Source organism: Nocardioides korecus, assembly GCF_054778395.1.
Genome location: NZ_BAAGZO010000009.1, coordinates 162,023 through 184,057, shown reverse-complemented (window position 1 = coordinate 184,057; position 22,035 = coordinate 162,023). Strand labels below are relative to the sequence as shown.

Genomic DNA, 22,035 nt, shown 5'->3' with positions numbered 1-22,035 from the left:
CCGCCACAGGTCAGCGGCTGGGGGAGAGGCCCTCGCGCAGCACCGCACGGACGTCGGGGTCGGCGAAGGAGAAGCCGCTGGCCAGCAGGGCTGCCGGGCGGGCGTTGACCGAGTCCAGGACCAGCCCGCCCAGCTCGCCGCCGAGCGGGCGGATCGCGAAGGCGGGCGCCCGCACGACGGCCGGCCGGTGCAGCTGGTGGGCGAGCTCGCGGGTGAACGCGGCGTTGGTCGGCGTGGTCTCCGAGCAGAGGTTGAACGGGCCGGAGGCGTCCTGGTGCTCGCCGAGGTGGAGCACGGCGTCGACCCAGTCGCGGGTGGAGATCATCGGGGCGAACTGCTCCCCGTCGCCCAGCGGACCGCCCAGGCCGGTCTTGAACAGCACGCGCAGCATCCCCAGCGGCTGGCTGCGCCGGTCGTAGACCGGCGAGGTGCGCAGGAAGCAGACCCGCCCGCCGGCCTCGACGGCCGGGTCGGCGGCCGCCTGCCACTGCCGCGACACCCGGGTCAGCAGGGCGTCGCCGCGTGAGTCGGCGTCCTCGGTGAGGACCTCGTCGCCGTGGTCGCCGTAGAAGCTGATCCCGTTGCCGGCCAGGAAGGCCGGGCGGGACGAGGACGCGGCGATCGCCTCGGCGAGCACCCGGGTCGTGACGACGCGGCTGTGCAGCAGCTCGTCGGCCCACTTCTTGGAGTGCGGGTTGCCCACCAGGGGAGAGCCGGCCAGGTTGACGACCACGTCGTGCTGGTCGACGACCGCGGGGTCCAGCGGCCCGGAGTAGGGGTCCCACCGGACCTCCTGGGCGCCGGCCTCCCGGCGTACGAGCGAGGTGGCGGTGTGCCCCTGGGACGTCAGCCGCTCGCGCAGCTTGGTGCCGAGGAAGCCGGAGGAGCCCGCGATCAGGAAGCGCATGGGCACCAGCGTGGCAGATGCGTGTCTGGACCGAATAGGCTCGCGGGCGTGAGTGATTTCGATGTCGTCGTCCTCGGTGCGGGCCCTGGTGGCTACGTCGCCGCCATCCGCGCCTCGCAGCTGGGCCTGAAGGTCGCAGTGATCGAGAAGCAGTACTGGGGAGGTGTCTGCCTCAACGTCGGGTGCATCCCGTCCAAGGCCCTGCTGCGCAACGCCGAGCTGTCGCACATCCTGACCCACGAGAAGGACGTCTTCGGGATCACCGGCGACGCCTCGATGGACTACAAGCCCACCCACGCGCGCAGCCGCGAGGTGTCGGCGTCCATCGTCAAGGGCGTCCACTTCCTGATGAAGAAGAACAAGATCGAGGAGATCCACGGCTGGGGGACCTTCTCCGACGCCAAGACGATCGAGGTCGAGCTGGAGGACGGCGGCTCGCGCACCGTCACCGCCGACAACGTCATCATCGCCACCGGCGCCACCACCCGCCTGGTGCCCGGCACCGAGCTGAGCAAGAACGTCGTGACCTACGAGGAGCAGATCCTCGACGACACCCTCCCCGGCTCCGTCGTGATCGCCGGCTCCGGCGCCATCGGCGTCGAGTTCGCCTACGTGATGAAGAACTTCGGCGTCGACGTCACCATCGTGGAGTTCCTGGACCGGATGGTGCCGACCGAGGACGCGGAGATCTCCAAGGAGCTGGCCAAGCACTACAAGAAGCTCGGCGTGAAGGTGATGCTCAAGACCAAGGTCGAGAAGATCGAGGACACGGGCTCGGGCGTCAAGGTCACCGTCTCCAAGGACGGCAAGGAGGAGGTCATCGAGACCGACAAGGTCCTCCAGGCCATCGGCTTCGCTCCCCGCCTCGACGGCTACGGCCTGGACAAGACCGGGGTGAAGACGACCGAGCGCGGCGCGATCGAGGTGGACGCCCGCGGCCGCACCAACGTCGACGGCGTCTGGGCGATCGGCGACGTGACCGGCAAGCTGATGCTGGCCCACACCGCCGAGGCGATGGGCATCGTGACCGCCGAGACGATCGCGGACCACGAGACCATCGAGATCGACTTCGACATGATCCCGCGGGCGACGTACTGCCAGCCGCAGATCGCCTCCTTCGGCTACTCCGAGGCGCAGGCGAAGGAGAAGGGCTACGACGTCAAGGTCGCGAAGTTCCCGTTCTCGGCCAACGGCAAGGCCAAGGGCCTCGGCGACGCGGTCGGCTTCGTCAAGATCGTCGCCGACGGCGCCCACAACGAGATCATCGGCGCCCACCTGATCGGCCCCGACGTCACCGAGCTGCTGCCCGCCCTCACCCTGGCCCAGAAGTGGGACCTCACCGCCGACGAGGTCGCCCGCAACGTCTTCGCCCACCCGACGCTGTCCGAGGCCGTCAAGGAGGCCATCGAGGGCATCGCGGGCCACATGATCCACATGTAGGTCCCCGCCGGGGCCCGCTCGTCCGGTTTCCCAGGTGATGAACCCGAGCTGCCTCTCTGCACACGATGCGTCGTGTGCAGAGAGGCAGTTTCGCGTGCGGGGTACGCCGACCGCGTGGCGACCGTCCACAGGCGGGTCGCCCGGCCCGCTCGTCCACAGGCCGACCGCGGGCCCGCGCGCCGAGCCCGCGCACCGCGCCAGCCTGCCGTCGTGGACGAAACCTTGCGAGTCATCAGCGAGGCCGACGGCGTGTTCCTCCGGCGGGAGGCCCTCGGCTGCGGCTACGACGACAAGACCATCGCCCGGCGCGTGCGAGCGGGCACCTGGCACCGCGTGCGGCACGGGGCCTACTGCTTCGGTGACGTCTGGGCGGTCGCGACGCCCGAGCAGCGACACCTGATCCTGGCCCGCGCCGTGCTGCGCAGCACGCCCGGACCCGTAGCGCTCAGCCACACCACCGCACTGCTCGCCCACGGGGTCGCGGTGTGGGGAGCGGACCTCCGGCGGGTGCACGTCACCAGGCTCGGGCCGGGCGCCGCGCGGCTGGAGCGCGACGTCGTCCACCACGTCGCCCGGGCGAGCGAGTCCGAGGTCGACCTCCTCGAGGGGCTCCCGGTGTTCGGCGTGGGCCGTTCCGTGATCGAGGCAGCCACCCTCTTGGGCCTGGAGTCGGCCCTGGTCTCTGCGGACTCGGCGCTGCACGCTCGGCTCACCGATCCCGACGAGCTGAGGTCGGTGTTCTCCGCCATGACGCACCGTCCCGGGGCGCAGAAGGTCCACGTCGTGCTGCACCACATGGACGGACGGGCGGCGAGCCCCGGAGAGTCGCGGTCGAGCTTCATGTTCTGGCGTCAGGGCCTGCCTCGCCCGACGCTGCAGCACCCGGTCCTCGACTCCACAGGCGCCCTGGTCGCCGAGACCGACTTCGCCTGGCACGAGTTCAGGACGTTCGGGGAGTTCGACGGCCGGCAGAAGTACGGCCGGTTGCTCCGCCCCGGTGAGGACCCGGCCGACGCGGTCTTCCGCGAGAAGGTGCGAGAGGACCGGGTGCGCGAGCTCACCGGCTACCGCTTCGTGAGGTGGGTCTGGTCCGACCTGGCGCGGCCGGCCGAGACCGCGGCCCGGATCCGGCGGGTGCTGGCCCAGGGCGCACGCGACGCCGGCTGATCCGCGGACAGACCAGGTCGGCGTACGCCGTCGGCCTCACACGCGAAACTGCCTCTCTGCACACGACGCATCGTGTGCAGAGAGACAGCTCGGGTTCATCACCTGGGAAACCGGCCGGCGGTCAGTCGCCCTTGACGTTCACCACCTGGCGCAGCGTGTGCCGGACCTCGACGAGGTCGGCGGCGTCGGCCATCACCTGGTCGATGTCCTTGTAGGCACCGGGGATCTCGTCGATGAACGCCGCGGTGTCGCGGTACTCGATCCCGGTCATGGCCTCGCGCAGCTGCTCGATCGAGAACTCCCGCCGTGCCGCGGCCCGGCTGAAGCGCCGACCGGCGCCGTGCGGTGCGGAGTTCAGCGAGGGCGGGTACCCCCGCCCCACCACGACGTACGACGCCGTCCCCATCGACCCCGGGATCAGCCCCGGCCGTCCCGCCTCGGCACTGATCGCGCCCTTGCGGGAGAGCCACACCTCGCGCCCGTAGTGCTTCTCGCGCTCGGTGTAGTTGTGGTGGCAGTTGATCTCCTCGAGCCGCTCGACGTCGCCGCCGACCCACGCGCCGAAGCAGCGCACCACGCGGTCCATCATCTCCTCGCGGTTGAGCAGGGCGTAGGTCTGCGCCCAGCGCATCTGGGCGATGTAGGCGTCGAACTCGGGCGTGCCCTCGACCAGGTAGGCCAGGTCGGGGTCGGGCAGGTCGATCCACCACCGCCGGCAGAGCTCGCGCGCCACCTCGGTGTGGTGCTGGGCGATCTTGTTGCCGACGCCACGCGAGCCGGAGTGCAGGAACAGCCACACCCGGTCGAGCTCGTCGACGGTGATCTCGATGAAGTGGTTGCCCGACCCCAGGGTGCCCAGCTGCAGCTCCCAGCGCTTGGCCTACGTCGCCGGGTCGAAGCCGGCCTGCTCCGCCAGTGCGCGCAGGTGCGCCAGGCGCCGCTCGGTGTGCTCGCGGGAGACCGAGCGGTTGGCGGCGCCCGCGCTGAGGGGCACCGACCGCTCGATCTCGCGGCGCACGACGCCCCGGTCGGCGGGCAGCTGCTCGCGGGTCCAGCCGGTGCGGACGGCGATCATGCCGCAGCCGATGTCGACACCGACGGCCGCGGGCATGATGGCGCCGAGCGTCGGGATCACCGACCCGACCGTGGCGCCGCGGCCCAGGTGGGCGTCGGGCATCAGCGCGAGGTGCGGGTGGATGAACGGCATCGTCGCCGTCGTCTCCGCCTGCGCGCGGGTGTTGTCCTCCAGGATCGACGCCCAGGACAGCAGCGTCTTCGAGATCTTCTCCATGGTCCTTTCTCCTCGGGCCGTCGCGGCCCTCCTCGCCACGGTCGCGCTGGTCGCGACCGGGCCGAGGTGGAGCGTGGCAGGGCGTAGGCCGCGTCGTCACCGGGTTTTCGGCGTACACCGTCCCCGGGACCTCCACCTCACACACGAAACTGCCTCTCTGCTCACGACGCATCGTGTGCAGAGAGGCAGTTCGGGTTCATCACCTGGGAAACCGGCCGACCCGCGAGCCACCGTCACCCCACGGCATCACTCAGACGTCGAAGGCACCGCTCTCGAGGCGCTTCTTGACGTCCTGGAGGAAGCGGCCGGCGTCGGCGCCGTCGACCAGCTGGTGGTCGTAGGTCAGCGCGAGGTAGACCATGTGACGCACCGCGATGGTCTCGCCCAGGTTGGGGTCGTCGATGACGACGGCCCGCTTGACCACGGTGCCCGGCCCGAGGATCGCGACCTGCGGCTTGTTGATGATCGGGGTGTCCCAGAGGGCGCCGACGCTGCCGAGGTTGGTGATCGTGAAGGTGCCGCCCGACAGGTCGTCGGGACCGATCTTGTTGGTGCGCGTGCGCTCGGCCACGTCGGCGATCTTCTTGGCCAGCCCGGCGATCGAGAGGTCGCCCGCGTCCTTGACGACCGGGGTCAGCAGGCCCTTCTCGGTGTCCACGGCGAACGCGACGTTCTCGCGGTCGTAGTAGGTCACCTCGCCGGCCTCGAGGTCGAACGTCGCGTTCAGCGACGGGTGCGACTTCAGGGCGTCGACGGCCGCCTTGGCGAAGAACGGCAGGTAGGACAGCTTGACGCCCTCGCGGGCCAGGAAGTCGGCCTTCACCCGGTCGCGCAGCCGCGCCACGTTGGTGACGTCGACCTCGACGACCTGCGTGAGCTGGGCCGAGGTCTGCAGCGACTCGACCATGCGGGTCGCGATCACCTTGCGCAGCCGGCTGATCTTCTCGGTCTTGCCGCGCAGGGGGCTCGGGGTGGTCGGCTGCGGAGCCTTGTCGCCGGCCGCGGCCGCCGAGGCGGCCTCGGAGCTGTCGGCGGCCGGCTCGGTCTGGGCCGCCTTCTTGCCGGCCTCGGCCGCGGCGAGCACGTCCTGCTTGCGGATCCGCCCGCCCACGCCCGTGCCGGTGACCGAGGACAGGTCGACGCCGTGCTCGGCGGCCATCTTGCGGACCAGCGGGGTCACGTAGGCGCCGCCGTCGGTGTCCTTCTTGGAGGAGTCCGAGGAGGTGGAGGACGAGCCGGTGTCCTGCTTGGGCTCCTTGGTGGGCGCGGGTGCCTCCTCGGCGGCGGGCTCCGCCTTGACGGGGTCCTCCTCCTTCGTGGGCTCCGGCTTCTTCTCCGGCTCGGGCTTCTTGTCCGGCTCCGGCTCCGGCTCCGGCTCCGGCTCGGGCTCCGGCTCGGGCTCGGGTTCGTCGGAGGCCTCCGGGGCCGCGCCGTCGCCGATCACGCACAGCTCGGCGCCGACCTCGACGGTCTCGTCCTCCTCGGCCTTGATCTCCTGGAGGGTCCCGGCCACGGGGGAGGGGATCTCGGTGTCGACCTTGTCGGTGGAGACCTCGAGCAGGGGCTCGTCGACCTCGACCGCGTCGCCGACCGACTTCAGCCAGCGGGTGATGGTGCCCTCGGTGACCGACTCGCCCAGCGCGGGCAGCGTGACGGAGGTGCCACCGCCGCCAGAGGACTTCTTGGCCGCAGGCTTCTCCTGGACCTCCTCCTCGGGCTCCGGCTCGGCCTCGTCGGCCTCCTCGGACTCCTCGGCCTCGTCGGTGTCGTCGTCCTCGTCGGGGGTCTCCTCCGCGTCGGGGGCCTCGGCGGTCTCCGACTCCTCCTCGGCGCTGTCGTCGGAGGAGCCGCCGCCCTCGCCCTCCTCGCCGATGGTGCAGAGCTCGGCGCCGACCTCGACCGTCTCGTCCTCCTCGGCCTTGATCTCCAGCAGCGTGCCGGCGACCGGGGAGGGGATCTCCGTGTCGACCTTGTCGGTGGAGACCTCGAGCAGGGGCTCGTCGACCTCGACCGTGTCACCCACCGACTTCAGCCAGCGGGTGATGGTGCCTTCGGTGACGGACTCGCCCAGCGCGGGGAGGTTCACGGGTGTCGACATCGGCTTCCTTCGTCTTCTTTCGATCGTCTGTGTCTGTGTCTGGCGGTGGTGCTGTCCGGAGGTGCGGCGTGCGGTCGGACCGGGGTCCAGGGGTAGCAGGTCTAGGAGTGGGCGTGCAACGGTTTCCCGGCCAGCGCCAGGTGCGCCTCGCCGAGTGCCTCGTTCTGGGTCGGGTGGGCGTGCACCAGCGGCGCCACGTCCTCAGGGTAGGCGTCCCAGCCGCAGATCAGCTGGGCCTCACCGATCAGCTCGCCGACGCGGCTGCCGACCATGTGCACGCCGACCACCGGCCCGTCGGTGACCCGGACCAGCTTCACGAAGCCCTGGGTCCCCAGGATCTGGCTCTTGCCGTTGCCCCCCAGGTCGTAGGTGAGGCACTCGACCTCGCCGTGCTGCTCGCGGGCCTGCGCCTCGGTGAACCCCACGGAGGCCACCTCGGGCTCGGAGTAGGTCACCCGCGGGATGCCGGTCTCGTCGATGGGGGTCGGGTCCAGCCCGGCGATGTCCTCGGCCACGAAGATGCCCTGCTGGAAGCCGCGGTGGGCCAGCTGCAGGCCCGGCACGATGTCGCCGACGGCGTAGACGCCCTCGACGGAGGTGCGGCACCGCTCGTCGGTGGTCACGAAGCCGCGGTCGAGCGCGACGCCGGCCTCGGCGTACCCCAGGCCGTCGGTGACCGGGCCGCGACCGACGGCCACGAGCAGCAGGTCGGCGGCGTACGTCGCGCCGCCCTCGACGGTGACCACGACCCCGTCGTCGCCCGTCGTCACCGACTCGAAGCGGGTGCCGGTGTCGAAGGCGATGCCGCGCTTGCGGAACGCGCGCTCGAGGGCCTTCGACGACTGCTCGTCCTCGGCGGCGAGCAGGCGGGGGAGCGCCTCGACGATCGTGACCTCGGCGCCGAAGGAGCGCCACACGCTGGCGAACTCGCACCCGATCACCCCGCCGCCGAGCACGACCACCGAGGCGGGCACGGTCTCCAGGCGCAGGGCGTGCTCGGAGCTCAGCACGCGGACGCCGTCGACCTCGAGGCCGGGCAGGGAGCGCGAGCAGGAGCCCGAGGCGAGCACCACGTGGGTGCCGGCGTACGTCGCCCCGTCGACCTCGACGGTGCGGGGGCCGGTCAGCCGGCCGGCGCCCTCGACCACGGTGACGCCGCGGCCGCGGACCAGCCCGGTGAGGCCCTTGTACAGGCGGGAGACCACCCCGTCCTTGTAGGCGTTGACGCCGGGCATGTCGATGCCGTCGAAGGTGGCGCGGACGCCGAACCGCTCCGACTCGCGGGCGGCGTCGGCGACCTCGGCGGCGTGCAGCAGGGCCTTGGTGGGGATGCAGCCGGAGTGCAGGCAGGTGCCGCCGACCTTGTCCTTCTCGACCAGGGCGACGCTCAGCCCCAGCTGGGCCGCGCGCAGCGCGCAGGCGTAGCCGCCGGAGCCGGCCCCCAGGACCACCACGTCGAACGAGCCTCCCCGCCCGTCCTGCGCAACCTCTGGCACACCTGCCCCCACGTCCTCGCGTCTGGCTCCACGTCCGGAGCCACGTCTGCGTCTGCTCGGAGTTCATCCAACCACTCCGGGGTCCCGCCCCCGACAGGAGAGTCGTACCCGCGAGTCACCCCCGATGCAGCACACTGGTGCGCATGGGTCTGCTCGATCGCTTCCGCCGCCGCGGTCCCGGACGCCGCTCGACGGCTGGGGGCCCCGGCGGCCACGTCACGGTGCGCGGCTCCGACGCCGACGACCAGCGCCACCTCGCCGAGTTCATCGCGACGCGTCGGGGGGTCGAGGGGTTCGTCGAGCCCCGCACGACCGTCACGGACGTGACCCTGCTGCTCGTGGCCCACGACGGGGAGTGGACCCGCCGCCGGGTTCCCTCGGTCGGGTGGGCGCACGACTTCGCCAACCGCCAGGGCGTCCCGTCGTACGACGCGGGGCTGGTCGGGATCCCGGACCGGATGCGCGAGTACAACCACCGGCAGCGCCAGCGGCAGAAGGAGCTGCTGCGCCGCCAGCTCGACGACTAGCTCGCGGGCAGGCTGTCCGGGTCCCCGGCCGCCACGTCGGTGAGCCACTGCACCAGCGTGGTGACGCCGAAGCCGGTGGCACCGGCCGGGACGTGTCCCCAGGCGCTGGTCGTCCACGCCGGCCCGGCGATGTCGAGGTGGGCCCACGGGGTGTCGCCGACGAACTGCTCGAGGAACGCACCGGCGTACAGCGTCCCGCCCCAGCGCACCCAGTCGGCCTGCAGGACGTCGGCGATCTTGCTGGCCAGGACGGCCTTGCGGCTCTCCTGCGGCAGCGGCAGGCGCCAGATCATCTCGCCGCTGACCCGGGCCGCCTCCTCAAGTGCGGCCACCGGGGCGTCGTGCCCCATCACGCCGGCGATCTTCTCGCCGAGGGCGACCACGCAGCCCCCGGTCAGGGTGGCGACGTCGACGACCACGTCGGGGGAGGCCTCGACGGCCAGCGCCAGGGCGTCGGCCATCACGATCCGGCCCTCGGCGTCGGTGTTGGTGATCTCGACGGTCTTGCCGTTGCGGGTCGTGAGGACGTCGCCGGGGCGGATGGCCGTGCCCGAGGGCATGTTCTCGGCCATGGCGGCGTACGTCGTGACGCGCACCGGCAGCTCCAGGGCCGCCGCCGCGACCGTGGCGGCCAGGACGGCGGCCGCCCCGCCCATGTCGTTCTTCATCAGCGCCATCGAGGCGCCGGACTTGATGTTCAGGCCGCCGGAGTCGTAGGTGATGCCCTTGCCGACCAGCGCCACGTGGGCCACGTCGTCCGGGGCGTTCTCGGGCTCCCAGGTGACCTTGACCAGGCGCGGCGGCGTGGCGGAGCCCTGGCCGACGCCGAGGATGCCGTCGCAGCCGAGCTCGGTGAGCTCCTCGACCCCGAGGACCTCGACCGCGAGGCCGGGACGGCGGTGCTCCTTGCCCTCGACCAGGTCCACGACGTCGTCGGCGAAGCGGGTGGGGTCGAGGTCGTTGGGGGGCGTGTTGACCCAGTCGCGGGCGCGGTCGAGGAGGGCGCCGACGGTGCGGGCCGCCTCGAGCGCCGCCACGGCCTCGGGCTGGCGGGCGACGTCGCTCAGCACGGCGACCTCGGCGACCGCGGTGTCGTCGGCGCGGGACTTGTAGCGGGTGAAGGTGTAGCTGCCCGAGACGAACCCGGACACGACCGCGCCGACGTGCGCGGCGTCCACGGCCGGGAGGGCCAGGGCGACCGAGGCGGCGTTGCCGAGGTTGCGGGCGGCGACGCCGGCCGCGCGCCGGACCGCCTCGAGGTCGAGGGCGTCGCGCGCCCCGAGGCCGACGAGCAGGAGCTGCCCGGCCTTGATGCTGTCGTCGGCGGGCAGCCGCAGGACCTCGCCGTGGTCGCCCTTGAACCCCATCGAGGTCAGCAGCGGTCGGAAGCGACGGCCGTAGGCGCTGGCGACGTCCTCGCCGCCGGGGGCGGCGACCAGCTCGCCCTTGGCCGAGCGGGCCACCCCGATCACCACCAGGTCGGTGCGGGTCTTGGTGGGGTCGGCCTTGCGCAGCGTGTAGGTCGTCACGAGCCAAGAGCCTAGGCCGACGGGGCCTGCGGTAACTTGCCGGGCATGTCGACCGCCCGCTCCCCGCTGCACGACCGCCACGTCGCCCTGGGGGCGAAGTTCTCGGAGTTCGGCGGGTGGGAGATGCCGCTGGAGTACCCCACCGGCGTCCTCAAGGAGCACGCGGCGGTCCGCGAGCGGGTCGGCGTCTTCGACGTGAGCCACCTGGGCAAGCTGCGGGTCACCGGCCCCGGTGCCCTCGAGGCGCTGAACGCCTGCCTGTCCAACGACCTGCGGCGGATCGGACCGGGGCAGGCGCAGTACACCCTGGCCTGCGACGACGCGACCGGCGGCGTCGTCGACGACCTGATCGCCTACGTCCACGCCGAGGACGACCTGCTGCTGGTCCCCAACGCCGCCAACACCGCCGAGGTCGCCCGCCGGCTGGAGGCCGCGCTACCGGCGGAGGTGCAGGTCACCGACCAGCACTCCTCCCACGTGGTGCTCGCGGTGCAGGGGCCCGACGCCGACGCCGTGCTGGCCGCGGCCGGTCTCCCGGTGGGGCACCCCTACATGAGCTTCGAAGTGGCCGACTTCGACGGTCACGCCGTGACGGTGTGCCGCACCGGCTACACCGGCGAGCGGGGCTACGAGCTGGTGGCCGAGAACGCCGCGGCCGCCGGGCTCTGGGACGCCGTGCTCGAGGCCGGGGCGGCGTACGGCGCGGCGCCGTGCGGCCTCGGCGCCCGCGACACCCTGCGCACCGAGATGGGCTACCCGCTGCACGGCCAGGACATCAGCCTCGACGTCACGCCCGTCCAGGCCCGCCTGGGCTGGGCCGTCGGCTGGGACAAGCCGGCCTTCTGGGGCCGCGACGCCCTGCTCGCCGAGCGCGAGGCCGGTCCCCGCGTGGTCCTGCGCGGCCTGGTCGCGCAGGGGCGCGGCATCGCGCGCCCGCAGATGAGCGTCAAGCTGACCCGCGACCTCCCGGTCGGCTTCGTCACCTCCGGCACGTTCTCGCCGACGCTGCGCAAGGGCGTGGCGCTGGCCCTGGTCAACGCCCAGGTGCAGCTCGGCGCCGAGGTGCTGGTCGACGTGCGCGGCCGCGGCGAGACCTTCGTGGTGACGCGGCCGCCGTTCGTGCAGACCGACCTGCGCTGAGAACCCCACTCCGTCAGCTCCTGAAACCCGCCCCGACCCGACAGGACGCACCGTGATGACCCATTCCCCCGAACCCGCCTTCGGCGCCGGCACCCGACGTCCCGACGAGCCCGCCTGGTGGTGGCTGCTGCTCGACGCCGACGGCCGCCCGATCGCGCCGACCGAGGCGCGCCCCGAGTTCCCCACGCGCGGCGACGCCGAGAGCTGGCTGGGGGAGGCCTACCCCGACCTCGCCGAGGACGGCGTGAGCGCGGTGACCCTGCACGAGGGCGACCGCGAGGTCTACGGCCCGATGTCGCTCGAGGCCGGCTGAGCCCGACCCGATCGGCGGTCGCCCTAGCGGGGCGCCCCGCCGAGCTTGACCCGCGGCTTGGGCTGGCGCAGGAAGCGCATCTGCGCGGCCCGCAGCACCGTGTAGAACGTCGTGCCCTTGAGCGGCTCCTCGGGGAACTTCTCGCGGATCGCCCGACGGGTGCGCACCACCAGCCACCCGGTGTCGACCACGATCACCAGCAGCAGGGCCTGCCAGAGCCACAGGCCAATCCGCACCGCGGTGTCGTTGGGGGTGTACTGCAGGACCATGATCACGAGCAGCAGGGGCAGCAGGAACTCCGCCACCGACAGCCGGGCGTCGACGTGGTCGCGGATGAAGCGCTTGACCGGGCCCTTGTCGCGGGCCGGCAGGTAGCGCTCGTCGCCCGTCCTCATCGCCTGGCGCACCTTGGCGTTGTTCTCGACGCGCTTCTCGCGCATGACCTTCTGCGCCGTCTTCTTGTCCATCACCGTGCGCGACCGCGCACGGGCGGCGGCCTCGGCCTCGCGGCGGCTCGGGGTCGGACGCCCCTTGGCGCCGGGGCCCTTGGGGCCGGAGCTGAGCTCCGCGGCGGAGGCGGTGGGGACGGTCTCGGTCTTGCTGGTACGCCGGAACACGGGGCCTTCCACGACGAGGTGAGGGGGTGATCGGGGTCGATCAGGACGTCGGTCAGCCTACCCGGCAGGACCCTCGTGCGACTGGGCGCGGTTGGGTAGGTTGTCGCCCATGAGCATGATGAAGCGGATCAGCATGGTTTTCCGGGCGAAGGCGAACTCGGCGCTGGACAAGGCCGAGGACCCCCGCGAGACGCTCGACTACAGCTACCAGCGCCAGATGGAGATGCTGACGAAGGTACGCCGCGGCGTGGCCGACGTCGCGACCAGCCGCAAGCGCGTCGAGCTGCAGATCAACCAGCTCAACGGTCAGTCCGACAAGCTCACCCAGCAGGCCCAGAAGGCGCTCGGGATGGGCCGCGAGGACCTCGCCCGCGAGGCCCTGACCCGCAAGTCGGCGCTGACCCAGCAGCTCGGCGACCTCCAGGCCCAGCACGCCCAGCTCCAGGGCGAGGAGGAGAAGCTGACGCTGGCCTCCCAGCGCCTCTCGGCCAAGGTGGAGTCCTTCCGCACGCGCAAGGAGACCATCAAGGCCAGCTACACCGCCGCCGAGGCGCAGACCCGCATCAACGAGGCCTTCTCCGGCATCTCCGAGGAGATGGGCGACGTCGGGATGGCGATCCAGCGCGCCGAGGACAAGACCCAGCAGATGCAGGCCCGCGCCGGCGCGGTCGACGAGCTGATCGCCTCGGGCGCCCTCGACGACGCCAGCGCGATCAACCGCGGCGACGACATCAGCCGCGAGCTCGACGCCCTCAGCTCCCAGTCCGACGTCGAGGCCGAGCTGGCCGCCCTCAAGGGCGGCGGGTCGGCGCCGAGCGCCCTCGACGCCGCCTCGGACCACCGCAGCGAGCTCCCGGCCGCGTCGCAGGACCCGACCCAGGCGGCTGCCCAGGCCGCGGCCCGCACCGAGGGCCAGACCGTCGAGAAGGGACAGCAGCCGTGATCGTCCGCATCCTGGGGGAGGGTCAGCTCGACCTCCCCGACGACCAGCTCGACCGCCTCAACGAGCTCGACGCCCACGTCGAGACCGCGGTGGAGACCGGCGACGAGCAGCAGTTCGCGACGTCGCTGGCCGCCCTCCTCGACGGCGTCCGCGCCGCCGGGGTGCCGCTGGCCGACGACAGCCTCGAGGACTCCGACCTGATCCTGCCCCCGGCCGACGCGAGCCTGGAGGAGGTCCGCGAGCTCCTGGGCGACGACGGCCTCATCCCGGGGTGAGACCGCGACCTGCATCGCGACGGGCCGCGAAACTCCGTGGCCCGGCCGGACGTTGACCTGACATGGCCCGTTCACGCTTCGTCCCCGACACCGGGTTGACCGTCCGGATGACCACGGTCATGTTCCTGCTCGGCGGCCTGTTCGTCGCGCTCATCGTGGCGCTGATGTTCGCCGTCAAGTCCCCGGTGCTCTCCCTGCTGATCGGTCTGGTCGGCATCGGCATCGCTTGGTGGCAGTGGTGGAACTCCGACAAGGTCGCCATCAAGGCGATGGGGGCCTGGGAGGTCGGCCCGGACGACGCCCCCGAGCTGCACGGCATGATCGACCGGCTGTGCCTGATGGCCGACATGCCCAAGCCGCGGGTGGCCATCTCCGACAGCGCCATCCCCAACGCCTTCGCCACCGGCCGCTCGGTCGACCGGTCCGTGGTCTGCGTGACCACCGGGATCCTGCAGACCCTCGACGCCGAGGAGCTCGAGGGCGTGCTGGCCCACGAGCTGTCCCACGTGGCGCACCGCGACGTGCTGGTGATGACCGTGGCCAGCACCGCCGGCATCGTGGCCGGCATGGTGGCCCGCGGGGCGCAGTACGGCTTCATGTTCGGCGGGGGCAACGTCGGCCGCCGCGACGACGACAACAACAACGGCAGCGGCTTCGTCGGCCTCGTGCTGGCGCTGGCGGCCGCCCTGGTCACCTACGCCATCAGCTTCCTGCTGACCCGCCTGCTCTCGCGCTACCGCGAGCTGTGCGCCGACCGCTCCGGCGTCTACCTGACCCAGAAGCCCGCCGCCCTGGCTTCGGCGCTGCGCAAGATCAGCGGCGAGATGAACGCCGTGCCCGAGCGCGACCTGCGGGCGGCCCAGCCCATGAACGCGTTCTTCATCGCCCCGGCCGTCCGCGGGACGTCGCTCAGCACCCTCACCTCCACGCACCCCTCCCTGGAGCAGCGCCTCGACCAGCTCGCCCGCATCGCGGCCGAGCTGGGGAAGCCGCTCTAGCCGTGGGGTTCTGGGACGCCCTGCGCGGGCAGACGCGACCGAAGCAGGCCCGGCTCGACGCGCTGTTCGCCGTGCCGTCCGCGGCGATGTCGCTGGAGGCGGCCCTGGGCCTGCGTCCGACCGGCACCGGCTCCGTGTGCTTCCGGGCGGCCGAGGGCGGCGCGGCCGCGCTGACCCAGGCCGACGCGGCGGCCCTGGTCTCGGTCGACGGGGGGCCGAGCACCACCAGCCGGCTCGACGAGTACGGCTTCACCTGGCTCACGGTGCACGCCGGGTCGGCCGAGGAGGTCGGGCTCCCGACCGACGCCCCGCCCGGCGTCGACACCTCCGGGCTGGTGACCAGCCTGCACGCGGTCAACTCCGCCCTCGAGGCCCAGGGTTTCGGGCCGGGCCTGCTGTGCAGCACCGTCGGATTCGTGGACAGCGGCTCCGACAACCGCACCTTCATCGTGTACCTCTACAAGCAGGGGACCTTCTACCCCTTCTGCCCGACCGGCCCCACCTGCCGGGACGGGCTGCGTGAGCGCCTGGTGCGCGACACGATCGGCGGTGACCTGCCGATCGAGCCCGACACCAGCCGGTGGATGCCGTTGTGGGGACTGTCCGACTAGGACGGGGAGTCCGCTCGTACCTCAGGAGATTCCGACGATGAACGACCCCGAGTGCCGATGAGCGAGGCGGAGTCCGCGGCCGGGCGGCGCGAGCGGGAGGTGAGGCGGTACGGCGTCGTCGGAGTGCCGCAGCCCGAGCTCGACGACCTGGCGGTGCTGGCCACCCAGCTGTGCCACGTGCCGGCCGCGGCGATCAACCTGATGCAGTCCGGGACCCAGGCCACCGTGGCGGCGGTGGGCATCGCGCGCGACGTCTGCGCCCTGGAGGACGCCATGTGCAGCGCGATCCTGGACGACGGGCACCCGGTCCAGGTCCCGGACGCTTCCCTGGACCCCCGCTGGGCCGAGAACCCCTTCGTCAACGGCGAGAAGCACGCGTTCCGCTACTACTCCGCCCACCAGCTCGTGAGTCCCCGGGGCGTGGTGATCGGCACGATGTGCGCCTTCGACACCGTGCCGCGCGAGGCCGACGCGGAGGGCGACCTCCAGCTCGAGCAGCTCGCCCACCGGGTGGTCGACTTCCTGGAGCTGCGTCTGCGCACCCGCCAGCTCGAGGAGTCGGTCGCCGAGCTGACCGAGGCCCGCGCCGAGCTCGAGCGCAGCAACGACATGCTGCGCCTGTTCGCCGCCCAGGTCGCCCACGACCTCCGGGGACCGATCACGGCCGTGGACGCCTCCCTGCAGATGCTGCGCGACGGCCTCGACGACCTCGACGCCCCTGCCGCCGTGGCGGCCGCACCGGTGTCTCCGCCGGTGACGGCGAGCGGTGGACGTCCGCTTCCCCCGCCCGAGCCCGCCTCGTGGCTGATCGACCGGGCACTGGGCAGCGTGGGACGGATGAACGACCTGATCCGCGACGTGCTCGCCTTCGCCTCGATCGGCGGCGTGCCCGAGATCGAGGAGCTCGACCTGCGCGGCCTGGTCGACCAGCTGCGCGACGACCTCGCGGCGGAGCTGGAGGGCGTGCGCCTGGAGACCGGGGGCCTGCCGGTCGTGCACGGGGACCGGACCCAGTGGCGGGTGGTGCTGCAGAACCTGATCTCCAACGCCGTGAAGTTCAACGACCGCGACGACGCGGTCGTGCGGGTCCACGCCGTGCCCGAGGACGGCCGGTGGTGCCTCGAGGTCTCCGACAACGGGCCCGGGGTCCCCGTGGAGGACCGGGAGCGGATCTTCGGCCTGCTGGCGCAGGGCAACCCCGACGGCGACGGGATCGGCCTGGGCCTGGCGACCTGCTGGCGGATCGTGGAGGCCCACGGCGGCCAGATCACGATGGGGGAGACCCCCGAGGGCGGCGCGCTGGTGCGGATCACCGTGCCCTACGTCGCGCCGAACTTCTCCGATGTGGCGCCCGTGCGTCGCTCCCGCGCATAGGATGTCCGATATGGATACCTCTGACCTCGTACGCGAGGCCGAGATCCGTGCCCTGGACCTGCTCGGCCACGAGCTGCCCGACGTCCTGCTGCGGCTGGTCCGCGTAGCCGCCTCGGTGTCGGGGGCCAAGGGCGCCGAGGTCAACGTGATCTCCGGCGGCGCCCAGCACACGCTGGCCCGTGCGGCCGGCGGGCGGGGCGGGTGCGACGAGCGCGACTCCTTCTGCGCCAAGGTCGTCCGCGAGACCCGCCGCCAGCAGGTCGTCCCCGACGCCCGCCTGGACCCCCGGTTCGCCGACAGCGCATTCGTGCGCAACGGCGACATCGTCACCTACGCCGCCACCCAGCTGGTCACCACCACCGGCGTCCCGATCGGGACGCTCTGCGTCTTCGACCCCAACCCGCGCGAGGTCGACGAGGCCGCGATGGGCGTCATGGCCGAGCTCGGCGAGGCGGTGATGGACGTCCTGGAGTCGCGCCGGCAGTTCGACTCGCTCCACGACGCGCTGTCCAGCCTGACCGACGGCACCCGCGAGCTGCGCCGCTCCAACGAGCACCTGGCCGCCTTCGCCGGCCAGGTCAGCCACGACGTCCAGGGCCCCCTGGCCGCGGTGCTGATGGCGCTGCAGCTGCTCCGCGAGGAGCAGCAGGCCGCCGGGACGACCGTCGACCCCGACGCGGCCATGCTGGTGGGCACCGCCCTCTCGGGGGCCCAGCGCATGCGCGCGACCGTCAGCGGGCTGATGGACGTGGCCGTCCTCGGCGGCCGGTTGCGGCTCACCGAGCTCGACATGGACAGCATCCTCGACGACGTGCTGGTCGACCTGGCCACCCGCCGTGGCCGCGCGACCGTGGTGGCCCACGACCTCCCGCGGGTCTGGGGCGACGACGTGCAGGTGCGCGCGGTCACCCAGAACCTCGTGGCCAACGCGCTGAAGTACGCCGGGGACGACGCGACGATCGTGGTCTCCGGGCGGGTCTCCGGGGGCAGCGTCCGGATCAGCGTGTCCGACGACGGGCCCGGCGTGCCGCTCGCTGAGCGCGAGTCGGTCTTCGGCCTGATGGTGCGCGGCGACGGCGTCGAGGGCACCGGCGTCGATGGTCTCGGCATCGGCCTGGCCACCTGCCGCCGCATCATCGACGCGCACGGCGGAACGATCGGGGTCGGCGACTCCGCCGCGGGCGGGGCCGACTTCTGGTTCGAGCTCCCGCTCCCCGCGCCGGCGGCCCACCACCGGTCGGACAGCCTCGCGGCCCGGGCGAGCGCGGCCGTGCCGGCCTCGGTGCCCGTCTAGGACGCTCGCCGACCGGGGCGCCTCACAGCAGCGTCCCGTGGTGGACGTACGCCGTGGGCGGGGCCATCCCGCGCAGGGCCAGGTAGCCGTGCTGCTCGACGCCCAGACGCGCCGCCAGGGCGACGTCCACGGCCCACTCGTTGGCCTGCGTGACGTGCTCGACGCGCACGGGCGTGCCGACGGGCGCCGAGGCCAGCGCCTCCCACATCAGCCGCGCGGCCGTGCGGCGGTTGGTGGCGGCCAGCAGCGCGGGGGAACCGTCGTCGTCGACGTAGGCGTAGCCCGACCCGGTGGTCCGGTCGGTGACCAGCAGCCGGTGGGTCGCGGCGAGCAGCGGGTGGTCCACGCCGTGCGCGGCCTCGCGCCGGCGCCGGTCCACCGAGTCCATCAGGGCGAAGTCGGCGGCCGACCCCTCGCGGACGTGGTCCACGACCGGCAGCGCGCTCCGGTCGACCACGCCGGACAGGCGCAGGCTCGGGTGCAGCGAGAAGCCGGCCAGGCGGTAGCGGCGGTACGCGCGCGGGTCCGGGCTGGCCGAGAGCATGCCCCGCAGGCAGCCCCGTCCGTGGGAGAGGGCCGCCTCGAGCAGCGTGCGCCCGATCCCGGTGCCCTGGTGGCCGGGCACGACGGCGTACGACGCCAGCAGCCAGAGCAGGTCGCGCCGGAACGCGACCGCGACGCCGACGACGTCCTCGCCCCGCTGCGCCACCCAGCAGCCGCCCGGGTCGGTGCGGCGCAGGTGCTCGGTGCGCTCGATCCAGCGCTGCGCGCGCTCGGGGGTCCGGGGCGCCGGCGGACCCCCCAGGGCGTACGCCGCCGCGGTGAGCCGCTCGGCCTCGACCACGTCCTGGGCGAGCATCGGTCGCACCAGCAGGTCGGTGGGGGGCACGTCCCGAACGTAGCCGAGCGCGGCCGCAGGGCAGGATGGGTCGCATGCGCGTCGTCCTCGCCCCTGACAAGTTCGCCGGCACCCTGAGCGCCCCCGAGGCCGCGGCCGCGATGGCCCGGGGGTGGCGGCGCCAGGCCCCCGACGACGAGGTGGTCCAGGTGCCCATGTCCGACGGCGGCCCGGGCTTCGTCGACGCGCTGCACGCCGCGCTCGGCGGGAGCCTCGAGGCCGTCACCGTGCCGGACCCCTACGGCCACGACGTCCCGGCCGCGGTCCTGCGCGTGGGGGACACGACGTACGTCGAGAGCGCCCACGCCGTCGGCCTGCACCTCACGCCGCCCGCCGAGCGCCGCCCCGAGCAGGGCACCTCCTACGGCGCCGGCGTGCTCGTGGGCGCCGCGATCGACGCCGGGGCCACCCGGGTCGTCGTCGGGCTGGGTGGCTCGGCCACCAACGACGGCGGCGCCGGCCTCCTGGCCGCGCTCGGCGCCACGGCCGAGGGCGGGTCGCTGGCCGAGGGGCCCGCGGGCCTGGTCGGGGTGACCGCCGTCGACCTCGCCCCCGCACGGGCCCGGGTCGAGGGCGTGGAGCTGGTCCTGGCCAGCGACGTGGACAACCCGCTGCTGGGCATCAACGGGGCCACCAAGATCTACGGGCCGCAGAAGGGCCTGCCCGACGAGCGCCTGGTCACCGTCGACTCCTGGCTCCAGCACCTGGCCGAGGTGGTCGGCCGCAAGACCGCCGACGTCAAGGGGGCGGGGGCCGCGGGCGGTCTCGGCTACGGGTTGCTGCTGCTGGGGGGCACCCGGCACAGCGGCGTGGCCCTGGTGGCCGAGGCGGTCGGGCTGCCCGAGATCCTGGCGCGCGCCGACCTGGTGATCACCGGCGAGGGGGCCTTCGACTTCTCCTCGCGCTCGGGCAAGGTGCCCTACGGCGTCGCCGAGGTCGCCTCGCGCGCCGTGGTCCCGTGCGTCGCGCTGGCGGGACAGGTGCTGGTCGGCGCGCGTGAGATGCGCGCCCTCGGGGTGGAGTCGGCGTACTCCCTGGTGGACCTGGTGGGGGAGGAGCGGGCCTTCGCCGCGCCCGCCGAGGCCCTCGCCGACCTCGCGGCCCGCACCGCGCGCACCTGGTCGCGCTGAGGGCGCCGGGCGCCCGGACGCGACGGAGGATGGGGAATAGGGGTCGGTGTGCGACCATTGAACAGACGTACGCGCCACCCCCGAACACCTCTGGAGACGACATGACCGAGCAGCTCGACACCGCTCAGGAGATCCGCACCGACGGCATCAACGTCAGCGCCACCGCGTCCTCGAAGGTCAAGAGCCTGCTCGCGCAGGAGGGTCGTGACGACCTCGCGCTGCGCATCGCCGTGCAGCCCGGCGGCTGCTCCGGCCTGCGCTACCAGCTCTTCTTCGACGAGCGCACCCTCGACGGCGACGTCGTGACCGACTTCGACGGCGTGTCCGTCGTCGTCGACCGGATGAGCGTGCCCTACCTCAACGGCGCGACGATCGACTTCGTCGACTCCATCGAGAAGCAGGGCTTCACCATCGACAACCCCAACGCGACCGGGTCCTGCGCCTGCGGCGACTCGTTCCACTGATCGACGGCGGTCGAGCACCGACCGGGACCGAGGAACGAGGTCCCGGCCGGTGTGGCGAGACCCGGTGAGACCAAGAACAGCCTGACGTGACAACAGCGGCGCTGCCCGATCGGGGCGGCGCCGCTGCTGCGTTCCGGAGGGGCCTTCAGTCGAGGTGGAGGTGCAGCCGCGAGGCCAGGTGCGCCGCGGCCAGGCTGACCTCGATCTCGGGCTTCCGCGTCTCGCACGGGCGCTGGTCGAAGGCCAGCGCCGGGGCCGGCCGCAGGGCCGCGTCGAGGTCCACCCGGGCCCGGGCCGCGGGCAGCGTGCGCGCGCAGGCAGCGCAGTCGGCCCACATGGCGGAGGCGGTGTCCTGGTCGTCGTAGGCGAGTCGCTCGTAGCTCATGGCTGCGACGCTAGGGGCTACCGCCGGGTACTCCCAGGCCTACCGGTCGGTACCCTTCACGGGCCCGTCCAGCTCGCTCGTCCAGCTCGCACGTCCGCCGCCCCTCCGCCGCCCGTCCACCCGAGGAACCCATGTCGCTGCTGATCGCCGGATCCATCGCCACCGACCACCTGATGACGTTCGGGGGCCGGTTCTCCGACTCCCTGGTCGTGGACCAGCTCGACAAGCTCTCGGTCTCCTTCCTGGTCGACGACCTCGAGATCCGTCGCGGCGGGTGCGCGGGCAACATCGCCTTCGGGCTCGCCCAGCTCGGCCTGAGCCCGGTGCTGGTCGCCGCGGCCGGCGAGGACTTCGCGGGCTACCGCGCCTGGCTGGAGCGCCACGGCGTGGACTGCGAGTCGGTGCGCATCTCCGAGGACAAGCACACCGCGCGCTTCGTCTGCACGACCGACACCTCGATGGCGCAGTTCGCCAGCTTCTACCCCGGGGCGATGAGCGAGGCGCGCCTGATCGAGCTGGCCCCGATCGCCGACCGCGTCGGCGCGCCGGAGTTCGTCCTGGTGGGCCCCGACGACCCCGAGGGCATGGTGCGCCACACGCAGGAGTGCCGCGAGCGCGGCTACCCCTTCGTGGCCGACCCCAGCCAGCAGCTGGCCTTCGGCGAGGGCGAGATGATCCGCGCGCTGGTGGACGGGGCGGCGTACCTGTTCAGCAACGAGTACGAGTCCCACCTGATCGAGTCCAAGACCGGCTGGAGCGCCGAGGAGATCCTCGCGCGCGTCGGCACCCAGGTGATCACGCTGGGCAAGGACGGCGTCCGGATCGTCGCCGAGGGTCGTGAGGCCGTCGTCGTCGGCGCCGTCCCCGACGTGCAGGCCGTCGAGCCCACCGGTGTCGGCGACGCCTTCCGCTCCGGCTTCCTGGCCGGGCTGGACTGGGAGCTGAGCCACGAGCGGGCCGCCCAGGTCGGCTGCGTCCTGGCGGCGTACGTCGTGGAGCGGGTCGGCACCCAGGAGTACTCCTTCACCCACGAGGAGTTCGTGCAGCGCCTGGCCGGGGCGTACGGCGAGGAGGCGGCCGCCGACGTGCGTCCCCACCTCCTCCCGGCGGCCTGAGCGGGCCGGATCTCAGCCTCGCC

General features: G+C 72.9%; 21 protein-coding genes and 1 pseudogene. 14 read left to right on the top strand and 8 right to left on the bottom strand.

Annotation, left to right across the window (positions count from 1 at the left end):
- Window positions 1–10 precede the first annotated feature (10 nt).
- Complete coding sequence (locus ACYVDA_RS17820; RefSeq protein WP_460819808.1) at window positions 11–907, bottom strand: TIGR01777 family oxidoreductase; 897 nt, start codon at window positions 905–907, stop codon at window positions 11–13.
- A gap of 48 nt (window positions 908–955) precedes the next feature.
- Between ACYVDA_RS17820 and lpdA (ACYVDA_RS17815) the strand changes: the two genes are divergently transcribed.
- On the top strand, window positions 956–2,347 hold the full coding sequence (gene lpdA / locus ACYVDA_RS17815; protein WP_460819807.1) for a dihydrolipoyl dehydrogenase: 1,392 nt from the start codon (window positions 956–958) through the stop codon (window positions 2,345–2,347).
- A 210-nt stretch (window positions 2,348–2,557) separates the two neighbouring features.
- Window positions 2,558–3,514: a type IV toxin-antitoxin system AbiEi family antitoxin domain-containing protein gene (locus ACYVDA_RS17810; RefSeq protein ID WP_460819806.1), complete on the top strand. Its 957-nt coding sequence runs from the start codon at window positions 2,558–2,560 to the stop codon at window positions 3,512–3,514.
- A gap of 121 nt (window positions 3,515–3,635) precedes the next feature.
- On the opposite strand, the pseudogene ACYVDA_RS17805 reads toward ACYVDA_RS17810, so the two are convergent.
- The 3 genes and pseudogenes from ACYVDA_RS17805 to lpdA (ACYVDA_RS17795) form a co-directional block, all read right to left on the bottom strand.
- A pseudogene (locus ACYVDA_RS17805) lies at window positions 3,636–4,805 on the bottom strand (RtcB family protein).
- Between the two features lie 250 nt (window positions 4,806–5,055).
- Window positions 5,056–6,903 (bottom strand): 2-oxoglutarate dehydrogenase, E2 component, dihydrolipoamide succinyltransferase, encoded by a 1,848-nt coding sequence (gene sucB / locus ACYVDA_RS17800; protein WP_460819805.1) that lies wholly within the window; start codon window positions 6,901–6,903, stop codon window positions 5,056–5,058.
- A 101-nt stretch (window positions 6,904–7,004) separates the two neighbouring features.
- Window positions 7,005–8,399, bottom strand: a complete 1,395-nt coding sequence (lpdA, locus tag ACYVDA_RS17795; RefSeq protein WP_460819804.1) for a dihydrolipoyl dehydrogenase — start codon at window positions 8,397–8,399, stop codon at window positions 7,005–7,007.
- Between the two features lie 143 nt (window positions 8,400–8,542).
- Here lpdA (ACYVDA_RS17795) and ACYVDA_RS17790 point away from each other — a divergent pair, with 143 nt between their 5' ends.
- Window positions 8,543–8,926 (top strand): hypothetical protein, encoded by a 384-nt coding sequence (locus tag ACYVDA_RS17790; protein ID WP_460819803.1) that lies wholly within the window; start codon window positions 8,543–8,545, stop codon window positions 8,924–8,926.
- On the opposite strand, the gene ACYVDA_RS17785 is transcribed toward ACYVDA_RS17790, so the two are convergent.
- Complete coding sequence (locus ACYVDA_RS17785; RefSeq protein WP_460819802.1) at window positions 8,923–10,455, bottom strand: leucyl aminopeptidase; 1,533 nt, start codon at window positions 10,453–10,455, stop codon at window positions 8,923–8,925. The two genes, ACYVDA_RS17790 and ACYVDA_RS17785, sit on opposite strands and share 4 nt — an antisense overlap.
- A gap of 45 nt (window positions 10,456–10,500) precedes the next feature.
- Between ACYVDA_RS17785 and gcvT the strand changes: the two genes are divergently transcribed.
- Complete coding sequence (gene gcvT, locus ACYVDA_RS17780) at window positions 10,501–11,595, top strand: glycine cleavage system aminomethyltransferase GcvT (RefSeq protein WP_460819801.1); 1,095 nt, start codon at window positions 10,501–10,503, stop codon at window positions 11,593–11,595.
- A gap of 55 nt (window positions 11,596–11,650) precedes the next feature.
- On the top strand, window positions 11,651–11,908 hold the full coding sequence (locus tag ACYVDA_RS17775; protein ID WP_460819798.1) for a hypothetical protein: 258 nt from the start codon (window positions 11,651–11,653) through the stop codon (window positions 11,906–11,908).
- Between the two features lie 23 nt (window positions 11,909–11,931).
- On the opposite strand, the gene ACYVDA_RS17770 is transcribed toward ACYVDA_RS17775, so the two are convergent.
- Window positions 11,932–12,537 (bottom strand): DUF3043 domain-containing protein, encoded by a 606-nt coding sequence (locus ACYVDA_RS17770; protein ID WP_460819797.1) that lies wholly within the window; start codon window positions 12,535–12,537, stop codon window positions 11,932–11,934.
- Between the two features lie 97 nt (window positions 12,538–12,634).
- Between ACYVDA_RS17770 and ACYVDA_RS17765 the strand changes: the two genes are divergently transcribed.
- The 6 genes from ACYVDA_RS17765 (at window position 12,635) to ACYVDA_RS17740 (ending at window position 18,020) form a co-directional block, all read left to right on the top strand.
- Entirely contained in the window at window positions 12,635–13,468 is an 834-nt protein-coding gene (locus tag ACYVDA_RS17765; RefSeq protein WP_460819796.1) for a PspA/IM30 family protein, read from the top strand.
- Window positions 13,465–13,743, top strand: coding sequence for a PspA-associated protein PspAA (gene pspAA, locus ACYVDA_RS17760; RefSeq protein ID WP_460819795.1), 279 nt, complete (start codon window positions 13,465–13,467; stop codon window positions 13,741–13,743). The genes ACYVDA_RS17765 and pspAA overlap by 4 nt, the downstream gene beginning before the upstream one ends.
- A 62-nt stretch (window positions 13,744–13,805) precedes the next feature.
- Complete coding sequence (gene htpX / locus ACYVDA_RS17755) at window positions 13,806–14,741, top strand: zinc metalloprotease HtpX (RefSeq protein WP_460819794.1); 936 nt, start codon at window positions 13,806–13,808, stop codon at window positions 14,739–14,741.
- Window positions 14,742–14,743: 2 nt separating this feature from the next.
- The gene (pspAB, locus tag ACYVDA_RS17750; RefSeq protein WP_460819793.1) at window positions 14,744–15,352 is read left to right on the top strand and encodes a PspA-associated protein PspAB; all 609 of its coding nucleotides are present in this window, start codon (window positions 14,744–14,746) and stop codon (window positions 15,350–15,352) included.
- Window positions 15,353–15,409: 57 nt separating this feature from the next.
- Window positions 15,410–16,726 (top strand): sensor histidine kinase, encoded by a 1,317-nt coding sequence (locus ACYVDA_RS17745; RefSeq protein ID WP_460819792.1) that lies wholly within the window; start codon window positions 15,410–15,412, stop codon window positions 16,724–16,726.
- A gap of 10 nt (window positions 16,727–16,736) precedes the next feature.
- The gene (locus tag ACYVDA_RS17740; RefSeq protein ID WP_460819791.1) at window positions 16,737–18,020 is read left to right on the top strand and encodes a sensor histidine kinase; all 1,284 of its coding nucleotides are present in this window, start codon (window positions 16,737–16,739) and stop codon (window positions 18,018–18,020) included.
- 22 nt (window positions 18,021–18,042) lie between these two features.
- On the opposite strand, the gene ACYVDA_RS17735 is transcribed toward ACYVDA_RS17740, so the two are convergent.
- Complete coding sequence (locus ACYVDA_RS17735) at window positions 18,043–18,909, bottom strand: GNAT family N-acetyltransferase (RefSeq protein WP_460819790.1); 867 nt, start codon at window positions 18,907–18,909, stop codon at window positions 18,043–18,045.
- A gap of 44 nt (window positions 18,910–18,953) precedes the next feature.
- Here ACYVDA_RS17735 and ACYVDA_RS17730 point away from each other — a divergent pair, with 44 nt between their 5' ends.
- A complete protein-coding gene (locus tag ACYVDA_RS17730) occupies window positions 18,954–20,048 on the top strand; it encodes a glycerate kinase family protein (protein ID WP_460819789.1) in 1,095 nt (364 codons plus the stop codon).
- A 101-nt stretch (window positions 20,049–20,149) separates the two neighbouring features.
- On the top strand, window positions 20,150–20,512 hold the full coding sequence (locus tag ACYVDA_RS17725; RefSeq protein ID WP_460819787.1) for a HesB/IscA family protein: 363 nt from the start codon (window positions 20,150–20,152) through the stop codon (window positions 20,510–20,512).
- A gap of 145 nt (window positions 20,513–20,657) precedes the next feature.
- Here the strand turns inward: ACYVDA_RS17725 and ACYVDA_RS17720 are convergent, their stop codons facing one another.
- Complete coding sequence (locus tag ACYVDA_RS17720; protein ID WP_460819786.1) at window positions 20,658–20,897, bottom strand: hypothetical protein; 240 nt, start codon at window positions 20,895–20,897, stop codon at window positions 20,658–20,660.
- A gap of 131 nt (window positions 20,898–21,028) precedes the next feature.
- Between ACYVDA_RS17720 and ACYVDA_RS17715 the strand changes: the two genes are divergently transcribed.
- Window positions 21,029–22,012, top strand: coding sequence for a carbohydrate kinase family protein (locus ACYVDA_RS17715; protein WP_460819785.1), 984 nt, complete (start codon window positions 21,029–21,031; stop codon window positions 22,010–22,012).
- Window positions 22,013–22,035: the final 23 nt, after the last annotated feature.